Raw genomic sequence first — 20,135 nt, 5'->3', positions numbered from 1 at the left:
TTTTCTTAGTTTGTTGCTTTCTTTTCACGCTGGGCTTTGTCGTTTTTGCCGACTTTGCGGATATCCGCCAAGATCAAGGCTCCGATCAACAGCAAGCCGAGATAGCCGACTGCTGGGTACAGATAATTGACCAAAGCCGTAAATCCGACGAAGCTGAGTGCAAAAGCGATCAATCCGGCAATAATAACAAAGATCCGGAATTTCTTCGTGCCGATTTCCGTGAACCGTGCAGAGAACGACAGCAGCATGCTGACAGCCGTATTGTAAATCATCGCAAAAATAACAACAGCCATGATGATTCCGAGAATTGGGGAGATATCATCCCCGATAGCGAGCATTGGCAAATCCGCTCCCCCGACAACATCCACTTTCGCGAATATCGCCACATAGCTGAGCAGGATCAACACGCCGAAACCGAGCCCGCCGATCAAACCGCCGCGGGCTGCTACTTTCTCATCTTGTTCGGCACCACCCATCACGAGCGACATCGATGCCCCAAGCGCGATGGCGAGTGACACGTAGTTGATTGCCGACAATAGCCAGTTCGGTGTAGCGGACAGTTGTTCTTTCGCAACCGGGTCGAGTGCGCTGAAACTGCTGTCCATCGTGATGACACTGTAAATAGCGATGCCCACTACCATTAAAATCAAAAATGGCGTAATGCTGGAAATGACAGTGATAACTTTTTTGACATTCATCATGATGGTCACGATGACCAAGACAATCATGATGCTGCGCCCGAATGCTGGCGCTAGATCGAATTGTTGGGAAAATATCGATCCAGCTCCTGCGATCATAACGACTAAAATACCGAATAAGGTCAAAATCAATGTATAGTCGATCACTTTTCCGAGCCATTTCCCGCTGATTCGGTAGACAACGTCTTCATGTGAGGTGGTTTGCATACGGCTTCCTAGACGGGTCAGAATCATCCCGATATAGCCGAATAATGCAGTAGCGACCAGGACGCCGCCTACACCCCAATAGCCAAAACTGGTAAAATATTGCAAAATCTCCTGTCCGGACGCAAAGCCAGCGCCGACAACTATCCCGATGAAGGCACTGGCTATTTTCAAGCTTCTTTTCATAAAATCCTCTCCCTTTTCCTGATGATGGTTAACATAGATGCTTATCAAAATGTGTTTTATGTAGATAATTTTTCATACCCCTAATTTGGGGGGGATCAAACAAATCCTTGCTTTTCCGGACCTTTTCGCTTATTCTTCCTTATTAGTAATAGAAGCTGAAAGGCGGGGAGAACAGTGGATTTGGCTGAGTTCGAGCAAGCGATAGAAAACTTCATTGGGCATGCGGGACTTTGGGCGCCTCTTTTGTTCATTTTGCTCCATTTGATCCGGCCGCTGCTGTTTTTGCCGGTGATCGCCGTATGCATTGCAGGCGGTTTTCTTTTCGGTTTTTTCCAAGGCGCCATCCTGTCTTTTATCGGATTGACGCTGATGAGTTTCATTTCTTATATGATGATCAATAAATTCCCGCGCTTCCGTGCCAAACTCGCCGCTTTGAAAGACAAATGGTTTCCTGACCGCAACCTAACCGTTTCCCAGGTGATGATTCTGCGGGTCATGCCCTTTGTCCATTTTCACCTTCTGTCGTTTTATTTGATGGAGATGACCAATACACGCAGGGAATACATGTATTATTCCGCACTTGGTTTGATCGCTCCAGCTATCCTCTATACCGCTTTCGGCAGAGCCATTTCGGAATTCCCTTGGTATACGACCCTCAGCATGTTCTTATTGCTCGCTGCGATTTTCAGCTTTATCGATAAATGGCAAAGCCGCAAGCATAAATTGGACAAAACCTGACAAGCGCAGACGGCTTCCCGTTTGCGCTTGTGTTATTGAGGTATAGTAAAATAGTAGATAGAGATGAGAGGAAGAAACTAATGCCTATATTCACCCAAAACGATATTAGCCTGTATTACGAAGATATTGGAAGCGGCCAGCCGCTCCTCCTGTTTCATGGATTAACTACCAGCTCCTCCATGTTTTACCGCGAAATCAATTTTTTCCGTACGAAGCGCCGCATTATCGCACTCGATTCAAGAGGTCACGGCCACTCGGCAAAACCTGATTCCTATACACTCGACAACCACATCGAAGACGCCGCCGCTTTATTGGACCAGCTGGGGCTGGAGTCGGTCGATGTCATCGGTGTTTCCATGGGAAGTTATATTGCACAAGGATTGGCTGCGAGACGCCCTGAACGCGTGCGCAAATTATTGTTGGTCGCCACCAAATCCTACGGCGAGCAATCATCCATGGCTGAATTATTCGATCGCCATGAAGACGAGTTTAACGGCTTATCTATCCACGACAAGCTCGATAAAGCTCAAGCCTATATGTTCCATCGCTTGACGGCCGTTAAGAAATGGCAGGAGAAAACGGCCCAAAATAGCCCCCAACTGACGATGGAGCAGCAAGGCATCGCGTCAAACGCCTTAGAGCGCTTTGATTTGCGCCCGGAACTTTCGAAGATTTCAGCAGAAACCTTGGTCATCAGCGGACGCTATGATGAATTGAACCCACCGGACAAAGGACGCGAGACGGCGCAGCTCATCCCGCACGCCAGCTTTATGGAATTCAAGCGTTCGGGCCATGCCCCCAACGTCGAACAGCCTCGCCTGTTTCTCGGCATCGCTGAAAACTTTCTCGACGATTGAGTTTCATTTAAAAGCCTATATAAAAATAAGAAAGCACGGCGCAAAAATGCGCCGTGCTTTACCATGCCATCGAGAAGTTTAGGAAACCGTATTTTCCGAAGCTTATCGCTCGCTTTCCGTGGGCTCGCGCCCAAGCCTCCTCAGTCGCGATGCGCCTTGCGGGGTCTCGGTCATCTCGCTAATCCACAGGAGTCGAGCGAACGCTTCTCCAAATACTTAGAAAGATCATTGATTTTTGAATGTAGAAAAAACGACTCCATTCTAGTTCGTAATGGATTTATAGACTTCTTCAACACTCTGAAAAGCACGGCGCAAAATGCGCCGTGCTTTTATTGTGCTGTATAGCCGCCGTCAAGGACCGCTGCCTGCCCGGTGATGCCACGGGCTTTATCGCTCGCGAGAAACATCGTGTAATCGGAGATTTCCTGCACCGACAACAAGCGTTTTTGCGGAACCAATGGGTAGATGACTTCTTCTAACACTTTTTCCAGCGAGACATTGCGCGTCTTCGCCAAATCGCCCAGCTGATTGCGCACGAGCGGCGTGTCGACATAACCCGGGCACATCGCATTGACCGTGATGCCATGCTCTGCGCCTTCTAGTGCCGCGACTTTCGTCAATCCGATTACGCCGTGCTTGGCGCTATTATAAGCCGCTTTCCCGGCGAAGCCGACGAGACCGTTGATCGACGCCATATTGATGATGCGCCCGAAGCCTTGTTTCTTCATGATCGGGAAGGCATGCTTGGTCGCGATAAACGGTGCAACCAGCATAATCTTAATCAGCAATTCGTATTTCTCGGTCGGAAATTCTTCGATCGGCGAGACGTGCTGCATCCCCGCATTATTGATCAGTACATCCAAGGAACCGAATGTTTCCACCGTTTTATCGATAGCTGCTTTGATTTCTGCTTCACTGGTAACATCGCATTTGATGCCGATGCAATCAAAGCCTTGCCCCTTCAACTCATCCGCAGCTTGTTGCACTGCTTCTTCGTTGATATCGGTCAACACGATCTTTGCGCCTTCTTTGGCAAAATCCACGCTGATTTCATAGCCGATGCCGCTCGCGGCGCCGGTGATCAATACCACTTTCTTATCTACCATGATGGAGTCCCTCCAAGTGAAAAATTAAATGCCTAGTCCTAAGGTGAACAGTACAATCGCAATCGCCAACCCAACCAGCGGCACGATCACCGTTACAGCCCCCATAGCGCCGTATGCTGCTTTGTGGGTCTCGCCGCAAATCCCTTGGATCGTTGTAACGACGTAACCGTTATGCGGCAATGAATCGAGTGCGCCGGAAGAAATCGCGATAGTCCGGTGAAGTGCTTCTGTGTTGACGCCCATATCGATATAATGAGGGGCAATCAATGGCAAGGCGATGACCTGGCCGCCGGATGCGGATCCTGTGAGGCCTGCGATGACACTGACCGCCACGGCGCCGCCGATCAACGGGCTTCCCGGAATGCTTGTCATGGCATCGACTGCCACTTGGAAAGCCGGTACTGCTTTTGCAACGCCGCCGAAGCCGACAACCGCTGCCGTATTGCCGATTGCGATCAACGCGCCGATCGTTCCATCGGTCAATGCTTTGCCGAGATTCGTGAAGTATTTCATATTCAATAGGTATGTCGTGATGACGCCGCCGAGCAATGCCAAGATCAAGGCAGAAGTACCGAGTGAATCGTGGAAGATGAACGAAATGGCCAGAACGACCAGCAACGGAATCAAGCCCGTCACTGGATGCGGCAATACTCGGTCCGTCAATTGCGGGTCAGTTTCTCTTGCCTCGAAGCGCTCGCCTTTATTCACGGCTTTATTGATCATGCGCTTGAGCCACCAGTAGCCGAATACCGCCATAAAGACCGCAACGATAATGCTGACTTCCCAGCCGGCGTATGGGCTCGTGTTCAAATACTCAATCGGGATCCAGTTTTGGATCTCCGGTGATCCTGCAGAAGTCATCGTGAACGTGACAGATCCGAGTGCAAGCGCTGCCGGGATAAAACGGCGAGGCAGGTCCGCTTGCTTGAACAAGCTGAGCGCCATCGGATAAACCGAGAAAGCAACGACGAACAAGCTGACGCCGCCATAAGTCAGGACGGCACAGGCAATGACAATCGCCAACACCGCTTTTGACAAGCCGAACTTTCCGACCAGCCATTTGGAGACGCTGTCTGCCGCTCCTGTATCTTCCATGACTTTACCGAAGATAGCCCCGAGCAAGAACATCGGGAACCATGAGGTGATGAATCCGGAGAAGCCGCCCATATAGTTCGACAATAAATTAGCTTCCCCTTCCCCCACTAATTGCGGAAACAACGGCAAGCCGCTGAGAACCGCGACGAATAATGCCGACAATGGGCCAGCGATCAACAAGTTGACGCCCCTCATCGTCAACACGATCAATAGAATAAGTCCTCCAACCATTCCGATCATACTTAACATGATAAATCCCCCTTTTGAATGTGTTACGGTTTTTCTAACAAATTGGAAACGCTTACTTTTCTCCCTGAAAAGCATAGATGAATTGTCTAAATATTTAGTCCTGAAACCTTTTAATACTATACAACGAAGAAATCGATAGGTAAAATGAATAATAATAATAGCTTCCATAGACATTAGTTATAGACAAGGAGCATTCACATGGATATCCGACAGCTCAGCTACTTCATCGAAGTGGCCAAGCATCAAAGTTTTACAAAAGCTGCACAAGCCCTTCACGTGACCCAGCCGACACTCAGCAAGATGGTCAAAAACCTGGAACAGGAAATGGACGTATCGTTATTCGACCGCTCTTCGAGGAAAGTACGCTTGACCGACGCCGGAGAAGTCGTCTTCATCCAGGCGCAGAAAATCGTCAATAGCCTCGACGATTTGTCTTCTTCGCTGTATGACGTCATGAACTTGAATAAAGGCAAGATCAAAATCGGCTTGCCGCCGGTCATCAGCACCTTGTTTTTCCCGACGATCATCGCAGCGTTCCAATCCCGCTACCCCGATGTGACCGTCATTCTGATCGAAGACGGCGCCAAGAAAGTAGAGGAAAAAGTGGCCGACGGCGAAGTGGATCTCGGATTCGTCATGCTCCCTGTCGATGCTCAACGTTTCGATGTCGTTCCTTTTGTCGATCAGGAAATTAAACTGCTCGTCCACGAAGACCATCCACTCGCAAACCAGGAAACTCGTGATTTGATCGATTTCCGAGACGACCCGTTCCTGCTTCTCAGCAAGGAATTCACGCTTAATGGGCGGACCGTGGAATTTTGCCGGAGCGAAGGATTCGAACCGAAAATCGCCTACGAAAGCTCTCAATGGGATTTCATCGTCGGCATGGTCGAGAAAAATCTCGGGGTCACCTTGATGCCGAAACTGATCTGCGACCGCGTCCAGGACGGTCCGTTCAAAATGGTCTCACTGACACAGACCTTCCCGTGGCGGCTCGGCATCATCATGGCCAAGAACCGCTACGTGCCCTATGTCTCCCGCGAATTCATCACACTCGTCAACCAGCTGCCGAAAGTTTGATTCACCAAAAAAGAAGCTGCCCATCTTAGGCAGCTTCTTTTGCTTACTATTATTTCCGATCGACAAGTGTTTGGATCATGCTTTTCAGTTCGCCGACTTCTTTCCTCAAACTTTCAATTTCCGAGGTGTCTTCTTTGATGCCTTCGAGTTCAGCCGTCTCTTTGTCGATTTCATCTGAAATCTTCTGTGCGTTGTTGACGATTTCCCCGACGATTAAGTTGATCATCAAAAACGTCGAAACGATGATAAAGGAAATGAAATACAGCCAAGACCACGGCTCTGCCGCAAAGACTGGCCGGAAAATCCCGCTCGCCCAGGATTCCAAAGTGAAAATTTGGAACAGCGAGATAAGCGAAAGGCCGAGATCGCCGAAATATTCCGGTTCAATATCGGCGTAAAAGAATGTGCCGATGACCGCATAAACGTAAAAAATGATCGACATGAGCAAAATTACGCTGGTAATAGTCGGAATGGCCATAAACAAAGCCGTCACGACGCGGCGCAGCGATGGAATGGTCGACACCGTCCGCAATACCCGCAGCACGCGGAAAATCCGCAACACGCTGATAAACGGCGAGTTGTAGAGGATAAGACTACCGACAACGATGATGAAATCGAAATTATTCCATGCATTGCCGAAGAATTTCGCCCGGTACACGAATAGCTTAGCAAGTATCTCTAAAGCAAAGAATGCCAGGATGATGATATCCAGCACCAACAGCCATGACCCGTAGTTTTCCGCAATCGACGGATAGGTCTCCAAGCCGACCAGCAAGGCATTGATTAAAATCAAAACAGTGATGAATGTATTGAACCGCGCACTTTCCACGATTCGCTTCAATGATTCCTTCATAAGGCGATAGACGACTCCTTGTATAATCTGATGTAACCGATACGCTCATTGCGCAAAAAGTTCCATCCAATTATATCATGCAGCTATAAGGAAGTTGCCTCTCAGTGGAGAGCTGCTGTAAGTATTGTTGCGAAAATGTGTCGATTCCATGCCCTGCCCACTCTCGCCAGCTAAAGACCAAAACCAGCCCACAAAAAAAGCGCCTCCAAGGAGACGCTTTCTATTCTTGTACAAGCGAAGCGTAGACAATCAAGCGCTCTTCCCTCGTGCCCCGGTCATAATCATAAGTTCCAGAGCAAGTAATCAACACCAGCTCCGGGGATGAATGATAACCGAACACCGAATCGACATCCGCCAGATCGAGCGGCACCGACTCCATCGTATGGACCTTGAACTTGAGCTCGCGGTCGTCGCCGGATATAAGAATTTCATCGCCCGGCTCGAGCTCTGTCAAATCCCAAAATACAGCCGGCCCGTCCAAATCATCGACATGTCCAGCTATGACCGCCCGGCCTCTTTGTCCGGGACGGTAGCCTGGGGAAAACCAACTCAACTCATCGCCGTTATCCGGCACCGCCATTTCCCCCGAATCGGTGACACCGAGATGCGTGACTTCCGCTTCCACTTCAATGGATGGAATCGACAGCTTCTCTGGTGTGATTCCCGGCTGGTTCAATTCATTGATCGGGTTGGCCGCCTGCTTCGACTGCGCCCCCGGTTTTTCTTTCTCAGCGGCTTTTGCCTTCTCTACTTCTTTCGGTTGTTCGGGCTTGGCCGGTTCTGCCTTGACGGCAAAGCCGACTTCCGCACTGCGGACACTCACTTCATCTTGCGGGGCAGCCGTACAGCCTGCAAGAAATACGGCAGCGAGGGGCAGTGCGAATTTATTGAAATCGTTTTCTCCACACAAGCCCACTAGCTGCGACAATCAACAACGCGCCGCCGACCAACAACCACATGGACTGGGATTGTTCAGGCGTACCAAGTCCAGTTGTCGGCATTTCGTCCGGTGAAGCAGCTGCTTCGTAATCGACAAGGGCGATCACTTCAAGCGAATCGACTGTGTTCACTGCAAAGACTGAGTAAACTGTATCTGCAGCAAGTTCAGTTCCTTCGAGCGGCAATACTTGCGTGCCATCCGGCAAGCGGATTTCCAAGTCGTATGTGTCAGGAGCTACTTCGGCATAATCCGTGATTCCTGGAAACTCTGCTCCACTGAACAATGCATCTCCACCGATGATCCCAACATCAACTGCTGGAGCATCCGGGGACAAATGGCCGACACGGATTTTCGCCTGGCCTTCAGTGACTTCCATGGAATCTTCAGCAACTACAAATTCGATGGACTCCAATAGGTTGGCAGCAGCTACTGTATAGGCTTTTCCGGCTTCCACTTCCAAGTCAGCCTGCAAGACGCCTTCTCCTGCTGCATATTCAGTACCCGCAGCGAATACTTCTACATCATGCGTTCCAGCCGGGACTTCCAGATATCCGGAATCCGTCTTGAATGGTACTTCTTCGAGCGTTAAATCCCCGTTGACGTACACATCTACTGCAGGGGTATCAGGTGAAGCGTGCAACACCCGAACTTTTGCCATGTCACCGTGTTCATCCGCCATGACCAAAGATCCGAGAAGCGAAAACAGCACCAGCATTGCGACAAGAGAGACAGATAACTTCTTCATGTGTCCAACCTCTTTCCATATAGTATTTGTATAACTTTTGTACACCTCATTTATACACCCTACACAAGATAATTTCAATAGATATCTAACTATTCTGATAAATTTGAGTGATTTGGCATGTAAAGTGATACAAACTTACGTGGAATAGAAAAAGTTGCCAGGAGTCCTTATTCCTGGCAACCACCCATTATTTATTCATTTATCAGCATTCAAGTCAATCAAGCTCTCAATCACCGTTTCGCCAAGTGCCTGTGTTGCCAAACGGTCAGCTTCCGCGTTTTCCTTTCTCGGGACAAATTCGTATTCGGGATGGATGCCGAGCTTTTCCAGGCGCTGGTCGATCCGGTCTGCCCACCTTGCCAAGCTTTGTTCCGGCACTGCCCATTCACCGCTCATCTGATTGACCAGCGTCCTCGAATCGCCGATAAAGCGGACAGGGAGATGATGGACGCCGAGCAATTCGATTTCCTGGACCGCCATCGACAGTGCTGCATACTCAGCCTCATTATTCGAATCGATTCCATCGATGACGGCATTTTTCCGTAAGCGATATTCCTTGCCGTTTTGATTGAAATAGATGGCGCAGCCGAGTCCCGCCCGTTTCGAATGGCGGTCAAAGCCCCCATCGTAATAGGCGACGGCGTCATGCGGCTCTGTCTCCACTTCCTTGACATAGTTTTTCAGTTCCTTGACGCTCCAGTTGCTGTTATGGCGATCGGCAAACTGAAGGCGTTTGGTGCGGCCTGTGCGATCCAGGTCCTCGGCCACCATCAGCGCTTCATTTGCTTCAAGCTCTTCGGAGAGAAATTGCACGATTTTGTTTTTCGGTGATTTATACGTCCAATCGATCCGTACTTTCATTCAGCCACCGCCTTTTCCCATCGATTGTGCTGCCGTTCTTTACAGCCCTTTGTCTTCAAAGCGTTTAAGGTCGTCTTTATGCCCCATCGCAATCAGGATATCCCCGTCTTCGATCGAATCCTCCAAGAGCGGCGCGATATTGACATCCTCCCCGTGTTTGATCGCCAAAATCATGCAGCCGTAATCTTTCCGGATATTCAATGATCCGAGTGTCTTGCCGATCACTTTGTCGGATGCCGCAAGTTCGATGATGCTGTAGTTTTCGGATAAGTTGATATAGTCGACCACTTTTTCGGAATCGATGTGATGGGCAGTCCGGACGCCCATTTCATATTCCGGCTGGATGACACGGTCTGCCCCGATGCGTTCCAGTATCTTTTGGTGCTGCTGGTCGCGTGCTTTCACCCAAACTTTAGGCACGCCCAGTTCTTTCAGCATGAGCGTGCACAAAACACTCGCTTGCAAGTCATCGCCGATTGCGACAATGGCGTACTCGAAGTTCCGGACACCTAGCGACTTCAGGCTGCCTTCATCCGTCGCATCGGCTGTTGCCGTATGGCTCGCATAATCGGACATCGTGCTGACCGTTTCCGGATTGGAATCGATCGCCATGATATCGTGCCCCATTCCGTAAAGTTCCTTGCAGACACTGCTTCCGAAGCGCCCAAGCCCGATTACCACTATTTGTTTTTTCACGTCTGTCCCTACTTTCCGTTGCATGATTCGAACGATTTCCCGTTACCAAAATAGTACGCTACTCTTTGGCATTTTGTCGAAGATTTCACCCCGTTTTGCTTATTTAACCGAGCAAGGACCGACAAACTTTCTTCTATATTATATTGACGCATTCTCCAACTCCTGAAACAAGCGAATGGCACAGCCTTTCGCTTTGTACTACAATGGAAGGTAATATCCTTTATATCCGATAGAGAAAGGTTGTTTAGTTAATGAAACCATTTGATTCCATTACAGACCTGATTGGCGATACGCCTGTCGTTAAATTGAACCGCATCGTCCCTGAAGGCGCAGCGGATGTCTATGTAAAACTTGAAATGTTCAACCCGACCAAAAGCGTCAAGGACCGGGCGGCTTACAATATGATCAAGCAAGCTGAAGAGTCCGGCGAATTGAAGGCAGGGTCGACAATCATCGAACCTACGAGCGGCAATACCGGCATCGGCCTGGCGATGGTCGCTGCAGCAAAAGGCTACCGCTCCATCCTCGTACTGCCGGACAATGCCACTCAAGAACGCATCAATTTGCTGAAAGCTTTCGGTTCGGAAGTCGTCTTGACGCCAAGTGACGATAAAATGCCTGGCGCGATCCAAAAAGCGCTTGAATTGCGGGAAACGATTCCTGGAAGCTTTATCCCGCAGCAATTTGAAAATCCAGCCAACCCCGATGCCCATCGCGGCACGACGGCGCTTGAAATCCTTGAGCAAATGGACGGACAGCTCGACGCATTCGTCGCTTCGGCTGGAACAGGCGGCACCATTACCGGAACCGGCGAGACCTTGAAAGATCACTTGCCGAACCTCCACATTACAGTCGTCGAACCGAAAGGCTCACCTGTCCTGTCAGGCGGCAAGCCCGGCAAGCATAAACTCGTCGGTACTAGCCCTGGATTCGTGCCGGATACCTTAAATACGGCAATCTACGATGAAATTATGGCGATCGAGGATGAAGACGCCATCGAGATGTTCCGCCGCTCCGCTCGGGAAGAAGGCGTCTTTGTCGGCCCTTCTGCCGGCGCGACTATTTATGCGGCAATCGAGATCGCCAAACGGCTCGGAGCCGGCAAAAAGGTATTGTGCATTGCACCGGACACCGGTGAACGCTATTTGAGCATGAACCTATTCGAATGAATTTTGTTTTGGAAAGAGAGGCAGATGCCTCTCTTTTTTTATTGCCCGAAACTTTTTTGCGCGAGATTATTGACAATCCCTATAAAACTACTATACTTTATTAAATGATATCCGATTGGAAAGGTAGGTTTTATAGCCGGTGAATTATTTTGTTTATTGAAATCCAGCACATCAACAAGATCTATACCGATAAAGACAATAATGCCAATACCGTATTAAAAGATATAAACCTTGAAATCCCGAAAGGCCAATTCGTCTCGATTCTTGGCCCATCCGGGTGCGGCAAGTCGACTTTGCTGTCGATGATCGCCGGCCTCACCTCCGCTTCGTCCGGCGGCATCGTCGTCGACGGAAAGAATGTCCAGAAGCCCGGCAAAGACCGCGGCATGGTGTTCCAGGAAGCAGCCTTGTTCCCTTGGATGTCCGTGACGGAAAACGTCGTGTTTCCGTTGCGCAAGGACATGAACAACAAGCAAGCTGCAGAACGCGCACGCCATTTCCTGCAGATGGTCCAGCTCAGCAATTACGCGGGCCACTACCCGCATGAATTGTCGGGCGGCATGCAGCAGCGCGTCTCGATCGCGCGCACCTTAGCGATGGACCCCGCTGTGCTCTTGATGGACGAACCGTTCGGCGCGCTTGATGAACAGACGCGCAGCCGGCTCCACGGGCAATTGGAGAAAATCTGGATCGATACGCAGAAAACCATCGTTTTTGTCACGCACAGCATTTCGGAATCGATCAAGCTATCGGACCGCATCGTCGTGATGGGCACCCGTCCCGGAACTGTCATCGCGGACATCGAAGTCGATATCCCACGCCCGCGCGATGAACATAAACAACAAGTCGCCGCGCTCGAAGAACGCATCATGGGGCTGTTGAAAGGTGAAATCGATAAAGTCATAAACGAGGAGCTTGCTTATGAAGCCCGCAGTTAAGCGCCTCCTGTTTTTCACTGGACTGATTGTTTTCTGGGGTCTCGGTTCCCAATTCGAATTATGGCATGAAACGATCCTGCCTTCGCCGTTCAGCGTATGGGACGCACTGGTCGCAGGATTCGCCGATATGACTTTGGTCTATGACCTGGTGGCGAGTTTCCGGCGCCTGTTGATCGGCCTCGCCGTTTCACTTTTGATTGGGACGGCACTCGGCATTTTGCTGGCCCGCTCCAAAACGGCCGATGACACGATTGGCTCGATGGTCCTGGCTTTGCAAAGCGTACCGAGCATCATCTGGCTGCCGCTTGCGATGATGTGGTTCGGCCTCGGGGAAGGCGCCATCATTTTCGTCGTCATCCTCGGCGGTACATTCGTCATGACGCTCAATGTCCGGACAGGCATCAAAAACGTCAACCCGCTTTATATCAAAGCAGCCCGCACGATGGGATCCGGTGGCATCGACCTATTCTGGAAAGTCATCATCCCGGCGTCGGTCCCTTATCTTGTAACCGGCGCGCGTCTCGCCTGGGCTTTTGCCTGGCGCGCGCTCATGGCCGGTGAATTATTAAGTGCCGGGCCAGGGCTTGGCTATACTTTGCGCTATGCTTCCGATTTCGGCAATATGGCACTCGTCATCGGTGTCATGATCATCATCGGTGTCGTCGGCGCAGTCGTCGACCAATTGATCTTCCAACGCATTGAAAAGAACGTCCTGAAACGCTGGGGACTCGAATCCTAAAATTCGAAACCATTAGAGGAGGAATTATTCCATGAAAAGATCCGGACTTGTATTAACGACCCTTGCAGCTGCGGGAATTTTGTCAGCTTGCGGAGCATCAGGCGCCGCCTCAGGCGATGCTGAAGATACCATTGTACTCGGTTATTTCCCGAACCTTGACCACGCCACGGCAATGGTCGCAAAAGACCAGCAGTTCTATGAAAGCAATTTGCCGGAAGGCACGAATGTCGAATACGTCACATTCGCTGACGGCTCCGACTTCATGACCGCCTTGAAAACCGGCGACATCGACGGCGGCCTGGTCGGCCCGGGCCCAGCGATGAATAACTATACGAACGGGGCGGATGTGCGCATGATCGCTGGCGGCGCGAGCGGCGGAACCGTCGTCATGGCGCGTGATGGCAGCGGCATCGAATCCATCGAAGACATCCCAGGCAGCACGTTCATCACACCTCGTGTCGGCTGCACGCACGATGTCCAGTTCGAGACTTATATGAAAGAAAACGGCATCACCTCAAACCGCATCGGCGGGGAAATGATCCATCAGACCGGCAAGCCTGCCCAGTACGAAGCGATGTTTGAAACAGGGAAGATCGATGTTGCGGTGGCACCGGAACCTTGGGCATCTGTACTCGCCCAAAATACCGGCGCGAAGGTGATCATACAGCCGGATGAAATTTCCTTCGGCACGACGCTTCCGGCATCGGTTCTCGTCACTTCCAGCGAATTGATCGAGTCCGATCCGGAAACCGTGCAAGCGATTGTTGACGCACATGAAGAAGCAACTGCCTATATTGAAGAAAACCCGGAAGAATCCAAAGAAATCGTCATTTCCACAATCGACGATATCACCGGCCAAGAGCTTGAAAAATCCGTTATCGACGGCGCTTGGGATAATATGTTCTTCAGCACGGACATCGATGGCGAAGAAATCCAAGCCTTCGGCGATTCATCCTTCGACTTGAAATTCCTGAAAGAAAAACCTGACTTCAGCGAATTGACCGATACACAGTTTTTAAACTAAATGAATGAAAGAACAAAAGCCCCCACCAATTCAGGTGGGGGCTTTTGTCATGTCCGCTGTGCTTTTTCAAGCCGCGCAACAGCTCGCCAAGCATGATAGATCAAGCGGTCGAACCATAATAAGGCATCGACTTTTTTCAAGACCGTCGCAAGCTCTGCTTCGTTTTTAGCAGCACGGATATAGTATTCGTTGCGCCGCGCTTTCCGTTCGGCGGCCATTTCTTCCGAAGCACCACGGAACTCTTGCGCCAGCTCCGGCAATTGTTCGTCTTCGGTTATTTCGGTTTGCGCTTTGTCGAGCAGCGGCATCCATTTGCCGGTGAGGCCCGGGTGAACCTGGTATGCTTCCCGGCCAATCGGCTCTTCAATCACTTGCAGCAGGCGGTCGACATGGTCTAGCGTATGGAGAATCTGCACATGCCGCTGAAAAGCCTCTTGCGGCATGGACTGGATTTGGTCGAGGAAAGTACGGACTTCCATCGCTGCCCCATGCAAAGTATCCACTTTGCGCCGGTCCACCGTGCCGTCCCACAGCACCATCCGCATCAGCTGCATCAATTCCGATAAGATTAATTGGATTGTCTGATGAACCGCTTCAAGCGCCACTTCCGGAAGTTTAGCTACTTGAGGATTTAAATGCTGGACGAACGGATTGCCTTTTTCGGGAACGATTTTTTCGATCAACCGGATGAACGGGCGAATCAACAGCGCAAAAACCAGAACACCGAGCACATTGAACAAAGTATGGAAAATGGCGATGCCGAATGCCGCGTCGAATTCATCAAATATCAACCGGGTGATGGCAGCGGTCGCCTGCAATAATTGAGGTGTTAGAATTAACGCCAACAGGGCTGTCCCGATATTGAACAACACATGCGTCAAGCCCGCCCGCTTCGCTGCTGTCCCTGCCCCGACAGCGGCAAGAATTGCGGTGAGCGTCGTTCCGATATTTTGCCCGATAACGAGATACGCCGCTTGTTCGAATTCGATGACGCCTGAAAATAAAGCCGGCAATGTGGTAGCCACAGCGGCACTTGAAGATTGCATAATGACGGTCATGATGATGCCGATCAAAACGAGCAGGAAGATGTTTGTCAGCCCGGCAAAGGAAACAGCATGCTGCAGTTCCCCCATTCCTTCTTGCAAAACCCCGATGCCAAGAAACAACAGGCCGAATCCGGCAAGAACCGACCCGTAAGCCGGGCTTCGCTCGGGAAGGAAAGTCTTCAACAACACTCCGAATCCAATGATCGGCAGCGCCCACCCTTGAAGATCCACCTTGAATCCAATAAGTGAAACGAGCCATCCGGTGCTGGTGCTGCCGATATTCGCCCCCATGATGATGCCAACAGACTGGGCAAAACTGAGCAAACCGGCACTGACGAAGCCGATTGTCAAAAGCGTAACAGCTGTGGAGGATTGGATGATGGCCGTGATGAAAGCGCCTGAAAAGATGGCGCGCCCGGTGCCTCCCGCAAACCGGTTCATCCATCCTTTGATGAATTCTCCAGTCAGCTCTTTCAAGGAGCCGGTCATCATTTGCATGCCTAGAAGAAATAAGCCGATTCCGCCTAAAATCGCCAAAAGCATCGCCATCACGCCCGCCTCCTTTGTTTTACAGTGTATACGAAAAGCTGAATGTTTACCGAAAGAAAATCGGCTGTTTTGATTTCACTTTGCCGTGAATTTAAATCCACATAAAAAAAGCCTTCCGCAGAAGGCTCTTCCTCTTTACTTCATATCATGGGAAAACTTAATTTCTTCGCCGCCCCGGTAATCGACTTCGAGATCGAAATCCTCTACTTCAGCCGCATCGATCGACAATGCTTGCAGAACTTCAGCTTTCATATCATCGATGGAACGGGCTGTCGTGACGTTGACTTGGCCGAGCAACTGCTCCATCTCATCGAGTGCTCCTGCCCCTTCGCTTTCCGATCCATCACGGCGCTCGATTTCCGCTTCCCGCTCATCGCTTTCGAAATCATAACTCGATTCGCCGCCTCCCATAAATGTCAGTTCGAGCGAGAATTCATCGAGCTCTTCAGATCTTGCGCCGTTTCTCACATCGTGGTCGATTTCCATTTCTTCCCCCGACTCGAATTTCACATCCAGCTCAAACTCCCGGACATCCGCTTGCTGGGCATTGACCGCCTCCAACACTTCACGCTTGATGTCTTCAAGCGGGCGTGCCGTTGAAAACTGAATGGCTTGGAAAAGTTGCGCAAATTCATCTTGGGCTTCCTGGCCAGATAGCCGGTCTCCAGAATCGCGCTCGATCGAAGCTTGGTTGCGGTCGTAATCGAATTCCCATTCACGGTCATCCGTGAACTTCAAATCCAAGTCAAATTCGCGGATCTCGCCGCTTGCTGCTGGAGATGATGCCTGTTCATCTTGCGCTGCTTGTTCCGAACTGTCCGCTTGTTCAACAGATTCTCCCTGCGCTGCGTCGCTATCTCCGTTCGTTGCATCCCCTTGTTGCTGCGTCGCATTTTCAGTATCCGCTGTTGTCGTTTCGCTCGTATCTTGTCCTGTGCCGCATCCTGCCAATAAAATCACTGCGGCCATTCCTGCCGTCATTTTCTTCATCTTCAAACACCCTTTCTCGCTTTATGATAGTTCTATCATATCCGCGTGGACTGAGTGACTGCTGAGGAGAACATTAAAATTCCATGAGAATGAAAAAAGCGGGGGCATCCAAGCCTCCTCTCCTTATGAAATACTGGTTTCTTGATTGCGCCAAAACCAAATGACGACAGGCACCAATAACAATGACAGAATCCCGCCGGCAAGAGACAGCACCGCAAAGCTGGTACCGGCTACGACCATTCCCGACATGCCGCCGCCAGTCGCACCGGCCAAGGCGATCAGGACATCGACCGTCCCTTGTGTTTTCGCTCGCGCTTTCGGTTTTGTCGAATCGACGATCAACGCCGTGCCGCTGATCAAACCGAAGTTCCAGCCAAGCCCGAGCAACGCCAAGGCGAGAATCAGGACAAACAGCGAATCTCCAGGGGCGAAGGCCGCAACAAGCCCTGCTGCGAGCAAGGTCACCCCTGCTGCGACGACCATCGCGACGCGCCCGGCCTTATCGACCAGCACCCCGGTCACGAGCGAAGGCAAATACATCGCCGCTACATGGATGCCGATGACCATGCCGATCGCATTGAGGCTATGGCCATGATGGCCCATATGCACCGGCGTCATGGTCATGATCGCGACCATGACGATTTGCGTGATGACCATGACTGTTGCACCGAGAAAAACGCCGCGGCTATTGACCGCTGGGCCTGCCACTTCTTCTTCTCCTGACGCAGCCTGATTCCGTTTTTGCTGATCGCTGATAAAACGCGACACCATGAGCGGATCTGGGCGCAATAGCGCAAATAACACGATGCCTGCCAGTATGTATGCGACTCCCGCTAAAATGAACGGGCCGGCAAGTGCGGGCACCCCGATCGATTCAGCGAAACTTCCCATGACGCCAACCAGATTCGGGCCGGCAAATGCGCCGAACGTGGTCGCCACCATTGCAACGCTGATGGCCGTGCCGCGCTGCTTCGTGCTTGCCAGGTCGGTTCCTGCATAACGTGCTTGAAGATTCGTCGCCGTTCCCGCACCGTAAATAAGAAGCGACAGGAACAGCAGAAAGACATTGCCCCATATCGCGGCAAATACGACACCGATCGAGCCGATGCCGCCCGTAAGAAACCCAGCAGCCAAGCCTGTCCTGCGGCCGAAACGCTGAGACAAGCGCCCAACAACGAGCGCAGCCCCTGCAGAGCCGAGTGTGAAGAGAAAGACCGGAAGCCCAGCATAGCTTTCTGTGCCGAGCATATCCCGCGCGAGCAAGGCGCCGACCGTAATCCCGGCAGCCAGTCCCGCTCCCCCGAAAATTTGCGAGAGCATGACAATCCATAAGGTGCGCTTATACAAGCCCTGAAGTTTTTCCGGCGACTCGATATAGCTTTCAAGCGTGTGACTGCCTGCTTGCGTTCTTTCGTTAGCCATCGTTCGGCCTCCATTCAAAGTTAAATAACAGCTTCATTATAGCGCGTTTCCTTTCGCTTTGGAGGATGGAATTGCAGGCAATAAAAAAAGAGCCACTCGCGGCTCTCTTGTCTCAAACAGCCTGTTCGCTGCTTTCTTCCACTTCGCGTCGCCATTTTCTCAGCGCACGCCGTTGTCTTGAGTCCCGGCTTGTGTAGTCTTTGGCACGGCCAAGCAATTGGATGCGCTCTGCTTCATGTGCGGAATCGATTTGCCCGAGATGGATCGCCAAAAAGAATTCCAAAAAACGGATCGCTTCAATCTGTTCACCAGTAGAAGATGGGTTTAACCTGTCCAGATTCAATTTCATGCGCTGTAAATCTGCTTGCCCTGGTTCGTGGGACCTGGAAAAACGTTGATAAAAAGCCATCATATCAGCATACAAACTACTGGTGTCTTTCCGAAGCTTGCTTCTGGTAATTGGCGTCGTCACGGGAAATCCCTCCTTATTTTTATTTCGTCCGCATGTGCATATATGCTTGGGGCAGTTAATGATTTCTACCCCGTTTCGCATTTTGTTACACCTGTTCCGAAATAAAAATTGTGCGGATGCTTAATCGGATTGTGGATGATTGTCCAAATAAGCGTTGAGAATTTCCGATGCCCGTTTGCGCACATGCACAGAGGCGTTGTCCATCGATTGTTTTTCGGTCACAGCCCCACCTGATACTGAATGCACTTCTTCGAAAAAGCGCATCAAGTCCTTGCGGCTCTCGGGATCGATCGCACCTGACAATAATATGACCGGCTTGCCGTGGACAGCTGCCATTTGGGCAATTCCAAAAGCTGTTTTTCCGGATAAGGTTTGGCGGTCCGATTTTCCTTCACCCGTGAAAATCAAATCACTCGACGCCACGCTTTCTGAAAATCCAGAAGCTTCAAGAACGACATCGATGCCGCGCCGCATGACTGCTGGAAAGAATGCCAAAAACGCGCCGCCTGCACCGCCCGCAGCCCCTGCCCCCGCATAGTCATGCAAAGACACTCCAGTCTGTTTCTCCACGATATCGGCGTAATGGCTTAACTTCCGGTCCAGCGCTTCCGCCATTTTATCGGTCGCGCCTTTTTGCGGGCCGAATATATGCGAAGCGCCGTTCGGGCCGACCAGTGGATTGTCGACATCACTCGCGATGACAAAGCGGCAATCCTGGATGCGCGGGTCAAAAGAGTGTGCATCTATCGCATACAGTTTATCCAGCGCCCCAGCTCCTGGCAGCAGCGCCTCACCTGCAGCATCGAGAAAACGCATGCCGAGCGCGCGCAGTAATCCTGTGCGTCCGTCATTCGTCGCGCTCCCTCCAAGCCCGATGATAAAATCCCGAAACCCGGCGTCGAGGGCATGGCGGATCAATTCGCCGGTGCCTTCCGTCGATGCGCGTTCCGGGTTGCGCTCTGTTTGTGAAAGCAAAGTTAATCCGGATGCCTCAGCAATTTCAATGACGCAAGTCTCGGCGTTTCCGAGCACTCCATAACTGGCAGCAACCGGCTTTCCGAGAGGCCCTGATACTTGGTGTGTGACCATGCGGCCATTTGTCGCTGCGACCAGATTCACCATGGTCCCTTCACCGCCATCCGCGGACGGCAATTCGATGACCTCGCTATCTGGAGCTGCCTCTATTATCCCTTGTGCCATTGCACGGGCAGCTTGCTCAGCTGAAATGCTGCCTTTAAAAGAATCCGGCGCCACAATAATTTTCATCAAACTCCCCCTAACTATGAATGCGATCGATCTAAAAAAATCTATCTATATAGAATGTACAAGTTTCAAAAAGTTGCGGCAAGATGTTTGAGCACCATCGGCATGTGGTAACTAGTAAACAGAAGCGTTTAGTGAGCTTCCCCTTCACCCCCAAATTTTTTGAAGGCCCGCTGCAGGCGACTGCAGCGGGCCATTTCTTTTTGCGCTCAATC

20 protein-coding genes are annotated in these 20,135 nt (G+C 50.9%); 7 read left to right on the top strand and 13 right to left on the bottom strand.

Features of this window, described 5'->3' with window-relative positions; translation table 11 throughout:
* Positions 1-5 precede the first annotated feature (5 nt).
* Positions 6-1,088 carry a YkvI family membrane protein gene (locus M1Q06_RS04655; RefSeq protein WP_434401955.1) on the bottom strand — a complete coding sequence of 361 codons (1,083 nt, stop codon included), beginning with the start codon at positions 1,086-1,088 and terminating at the stop codon, positions 6-8.
* Positions 1,089-1,262: 174 nt separating this feature from the next.
* Here M1Q06_RS04655 and M1Q06_RS04650 point away from each other — a divergent pair, with 174 nt between their 5' ends.
* Positions 1,263-1,826, top strand: a complete 564-nt coding sequence (locus tag M1Q06_RS04650; RefSeq protein WP_308302135.1) for a TVP38/TMEM64 family protein — start codon at positions 1,263-1,265, stop codon at positions 1,824-1,826.
* An 80-nt stretch (positions 1,827-1,906) separates the two neighbouring features.
* Positions 1,907-2,683: an alpha/beta fold hydrolase gene (locus M1Q06_RS04645; RefSeq protein ID WP_434401953.1), complete on the top strand. Its 777-nt coding sequence runs from the start codon at positions 1,907-1,909 to the stop codon at positions 2,681-2,683.
* A gap of 329 nt (positions 2,684-3,012) precedes the next feature.
* Here the strand turns inward: M1Q06_RS04645 and M1Q06_RS04640 are convergent, their stop codons facing one another.
* Together M1Q06_RS04640 and M1Q06_RS04635 are read right to left on the bottom strand one after the other, a co-directional pair.
* Positions 3,013-3,789 (bottom strand): 3-hydroxybutyrate dehydrogenase, encoded by a 777-nt coding sequence (locus tag M1Q06_RS04640; protein ID WP_404336922.1) that lies wholly within the window; start codon positions 3,787-3,789, stop codon positions 3,013-3,015.
* 24 nt (positions 3,790-3,813) lie between these two features.
* The gene (locus tag M1Q06_RS04635; protein WP_404467198.1) at positions 3,814-5,133 is read right to left on the bottom strand and encodes a GntP family permease; all 1,320 of its coding nucleotides are present in this window, start codon (positions 5,131-5,133) and stop codon (positions 3,814-3,816) included.
* Between the two features lie 198 nt (positions 5,134-5,331).
* Between M1Q06_RS04635 and M1Q06_RS04630 the strand changes: the two genes are divergently transcribed.
* Complete coding sequence (locus tag M1Q06_RS04630) at positions 5,332-6,213, top strand: LysR substrate-binding domain-containing protein (protein ID WP_434401951.1); 882 nt, start codon at positions 5,332-5,334, stop codon at positions 6,211-6,213.
* Between the two features lie 49 nt (positions 6,214-6,262).
* Here M1Q06_RS04630 and M1Q06_RS04625 read toward each other — a convergent pair whose 3' ends face one another.
* From M1Q06_RS04625 to M1Q06_RS04605, 5 genes are all read right to left on the bottom strand, one after another.
* The gene (locus M1Q06_RS04625; RefSeq protein ID WP_434401949.1) at positions 6,263-7,066 is read right to left on the bottom strand and encodes an ion transporter; all 804 of its coding nucleotides are present in this window, start codon (positions 7,064-7,066) and stop codon (positions 6,263-6,265) included.
* 220 nt (positions 7,067-7,286) lie between these two features.
* A complete protein-coding gene (locus M1Q06_RS04620) occupies positions 7,287-7,994 on the bottom strand; it encodes a class F sortase (RefSeq protein ID WP_434401947.1) in 708 nt (235 codons plus the stop codon).
* The gene (locus tag M1Q06_RS04615) at positions 7,951-8,751 is read right to left on the bottom strand and encodes a DUF4397 domain-containing protein (RefSeq protein ID WP_434401945.1); all 801 of its coding nucleotides are present in this window, start codon (positions 8,749-8,751) and stop codon (positions 7,951-7,953) included. Before M1Q06_RS04615 ends, M1Q06_RS04620 begins: the two co-directional genes overlap by 44 nt.
* Positions 8,752-8,946: 195 nt before the next feature.
* Positions 8,947-9,612, bottom strand: a complete 666-nt coding sequence (locus M1Q06_RS04610; RefSeq protein WP_434401943.1) for a reverse transcriptase-like protein — start codon at positions 9,610-9,612, stop codon at positions 8,947-8,949.
* A 39-nt stretch (positions 9,613-9,651) separates the two neighbouring features.
* On the bottom strand, positions 9,652-10,332 hold the full coding sequence (locus tag M1Q06_RS04605) for a potassium channel family protein (RefSeq protein ID WP_434401941.1): 681 nt from the start codon (positions 10,330-10,332) through the stop codon (positions 9,652-9,654).
* A gap of 227 nt (positions 10,333-10,559) precedes the next feature.
* On the opposite strand from M1Q06_RS04605, the gene cysK reads away from it, so the two are divergent.
* The 4 genes from cysK to M1Q06_RS04585 all read left to right on the top strand — a co-directional run bounded on the left by cysK (position 10,560) and on the right by M1Q06_RS04585 (position 14,178).
* Positions 10,560-11,477 carry a cysteine synthase A gene (gene cysK, locus M1Q06_RS04600; protein ID WP_404336908.1) on the top strand — a complete coding sequence of 306 codons (918 nt, stop codon included), beginning with the start codon at positions 10,560-10,562 and terminating at the stop codon, positions 11,475-11,477.
* Between the two features lie 149 nt (positions 11,478-11,626).
* Positions 11,627-12,415, top strand: a complete 789-nt coding sequence (locus M1Q06_RS04595) for an ABC transporter ATP-binding protein (RefSeq protein ID WP_101805357.1) — start codon at positions 11,627-11,629, stop codon at positions 12,413-12,415.
* Positions 12,399-13,154 carry an ABC transporter permease gene (locus M1Q06_RS04590; RefSeq protein ID WP_101189817.1) on the top strand — a complete coding sequence of 252 codons (756 nt, stop codon included), beginning with the start codon at positions 12,399-12,401 and terminating at the stop codon, positions 13,152-13,154. The genes M1Q06_RS04595 and M1Q06_RS04590 overlap by 17 nt, the downstream gene beginning before the upstream one ends.
* 31 nt (positions 13,155-13,185) lie before the next feature.
* A complete protein-coding gene (locus tag M1Q06_RS04585) occupies positions 13,186-14,178 on the top strand; it encodes an ABC transporter substrate-binding protein (RefSeq protein WP_112233691.1) in 993 nt (330 codons plus the stop codon).
* A 47-nt stretch (positions 14,179-14,225) separates the two neighbouring features.
* On the opposite strand, the gene M1Q06_RS04580 is transcribed toward M1Q06_RS04585, so the two are convergent.
* The 5 genes from M1Q06_RS04580 to M1Q06_RS04560 all read right to left on the bottom strand — a co-directional run bounded on the left by M1Q06_RS04580 (position 14,226) and on the right by M1Q06_RS04560 (position 19,923).
* A complete protein-coding gene (locus tag M1Q06_RS04580) occupies positions 14,226-15,773 on the bottom strand; it encodes a Na/Pi cotransporter family protein (RefSeq protein ID WP_434401937.1) in 1,548 nt (515 codons plus the stop codon).
* A gap of 135 nt (positions 15,774-15,908) precedes the next feature.
* Entirely contained in the window at positions 15,909-16,763 is an 855-nt protein-coding gene (locus M1Q06_RS04575) for a YusW family protein (RefSeq protein WP_101189815.1), read from the bottom strand.
* A gap of 123 nt (positions 16,764-16,886) precedes the next feature.
* Positions 16,887-18,185 carry an MFS transporter gene (locus M1Q06_RS04570; protein WP_434401935.1) on the bottom strand — a complete coding sequence of 433 codons (1,299 nt, stop codon included), beginning with the start codon at positions 18,183-18,185 and terminating at the stop codon, positions 16,887-16,889.
* Between the two features lie 112 nt (positions 18,186-18,297).
* The gene (locus M1Q06_RS04565; protein WP_434401933.1) at positions 18,298-18,657 is read right to left on the bottom strand and encodes a hypothetical protein; all 360 of its coding nucleotides are present in this window, start codon (positions 18,655-18,657) and stop codon (positions 18,298-18,300) included.
* A 120-nt stretch (positions 18,658-18,777) separates the two neighbouring features.
* Entirely contained in the window at positions 18,778-19,923 is a 1,146-nt protein-coding gene (locus M1Q06_RS04560; protein WP_434401931.1) for a glycerate kinase, read from the bottom strand.
* Between the last annotated feature and the right edge of the window lie 212 nt (positions 19,924-20,135).

Source organism: Planococcus sp. 11815 (genome assembly GCF_051096385.1).
Taxonomy (GTDB): Bacteria; Bacillota; Bacilli; order Bacillales_A; family Planococcaceae; genus Planococcus; species Planococcus citreus.
The sequence above is the reverse complement of the archived record's forward strand: the minus strand, read 5'-3'. Positions and strand labels throughout refer to the sequence as shown.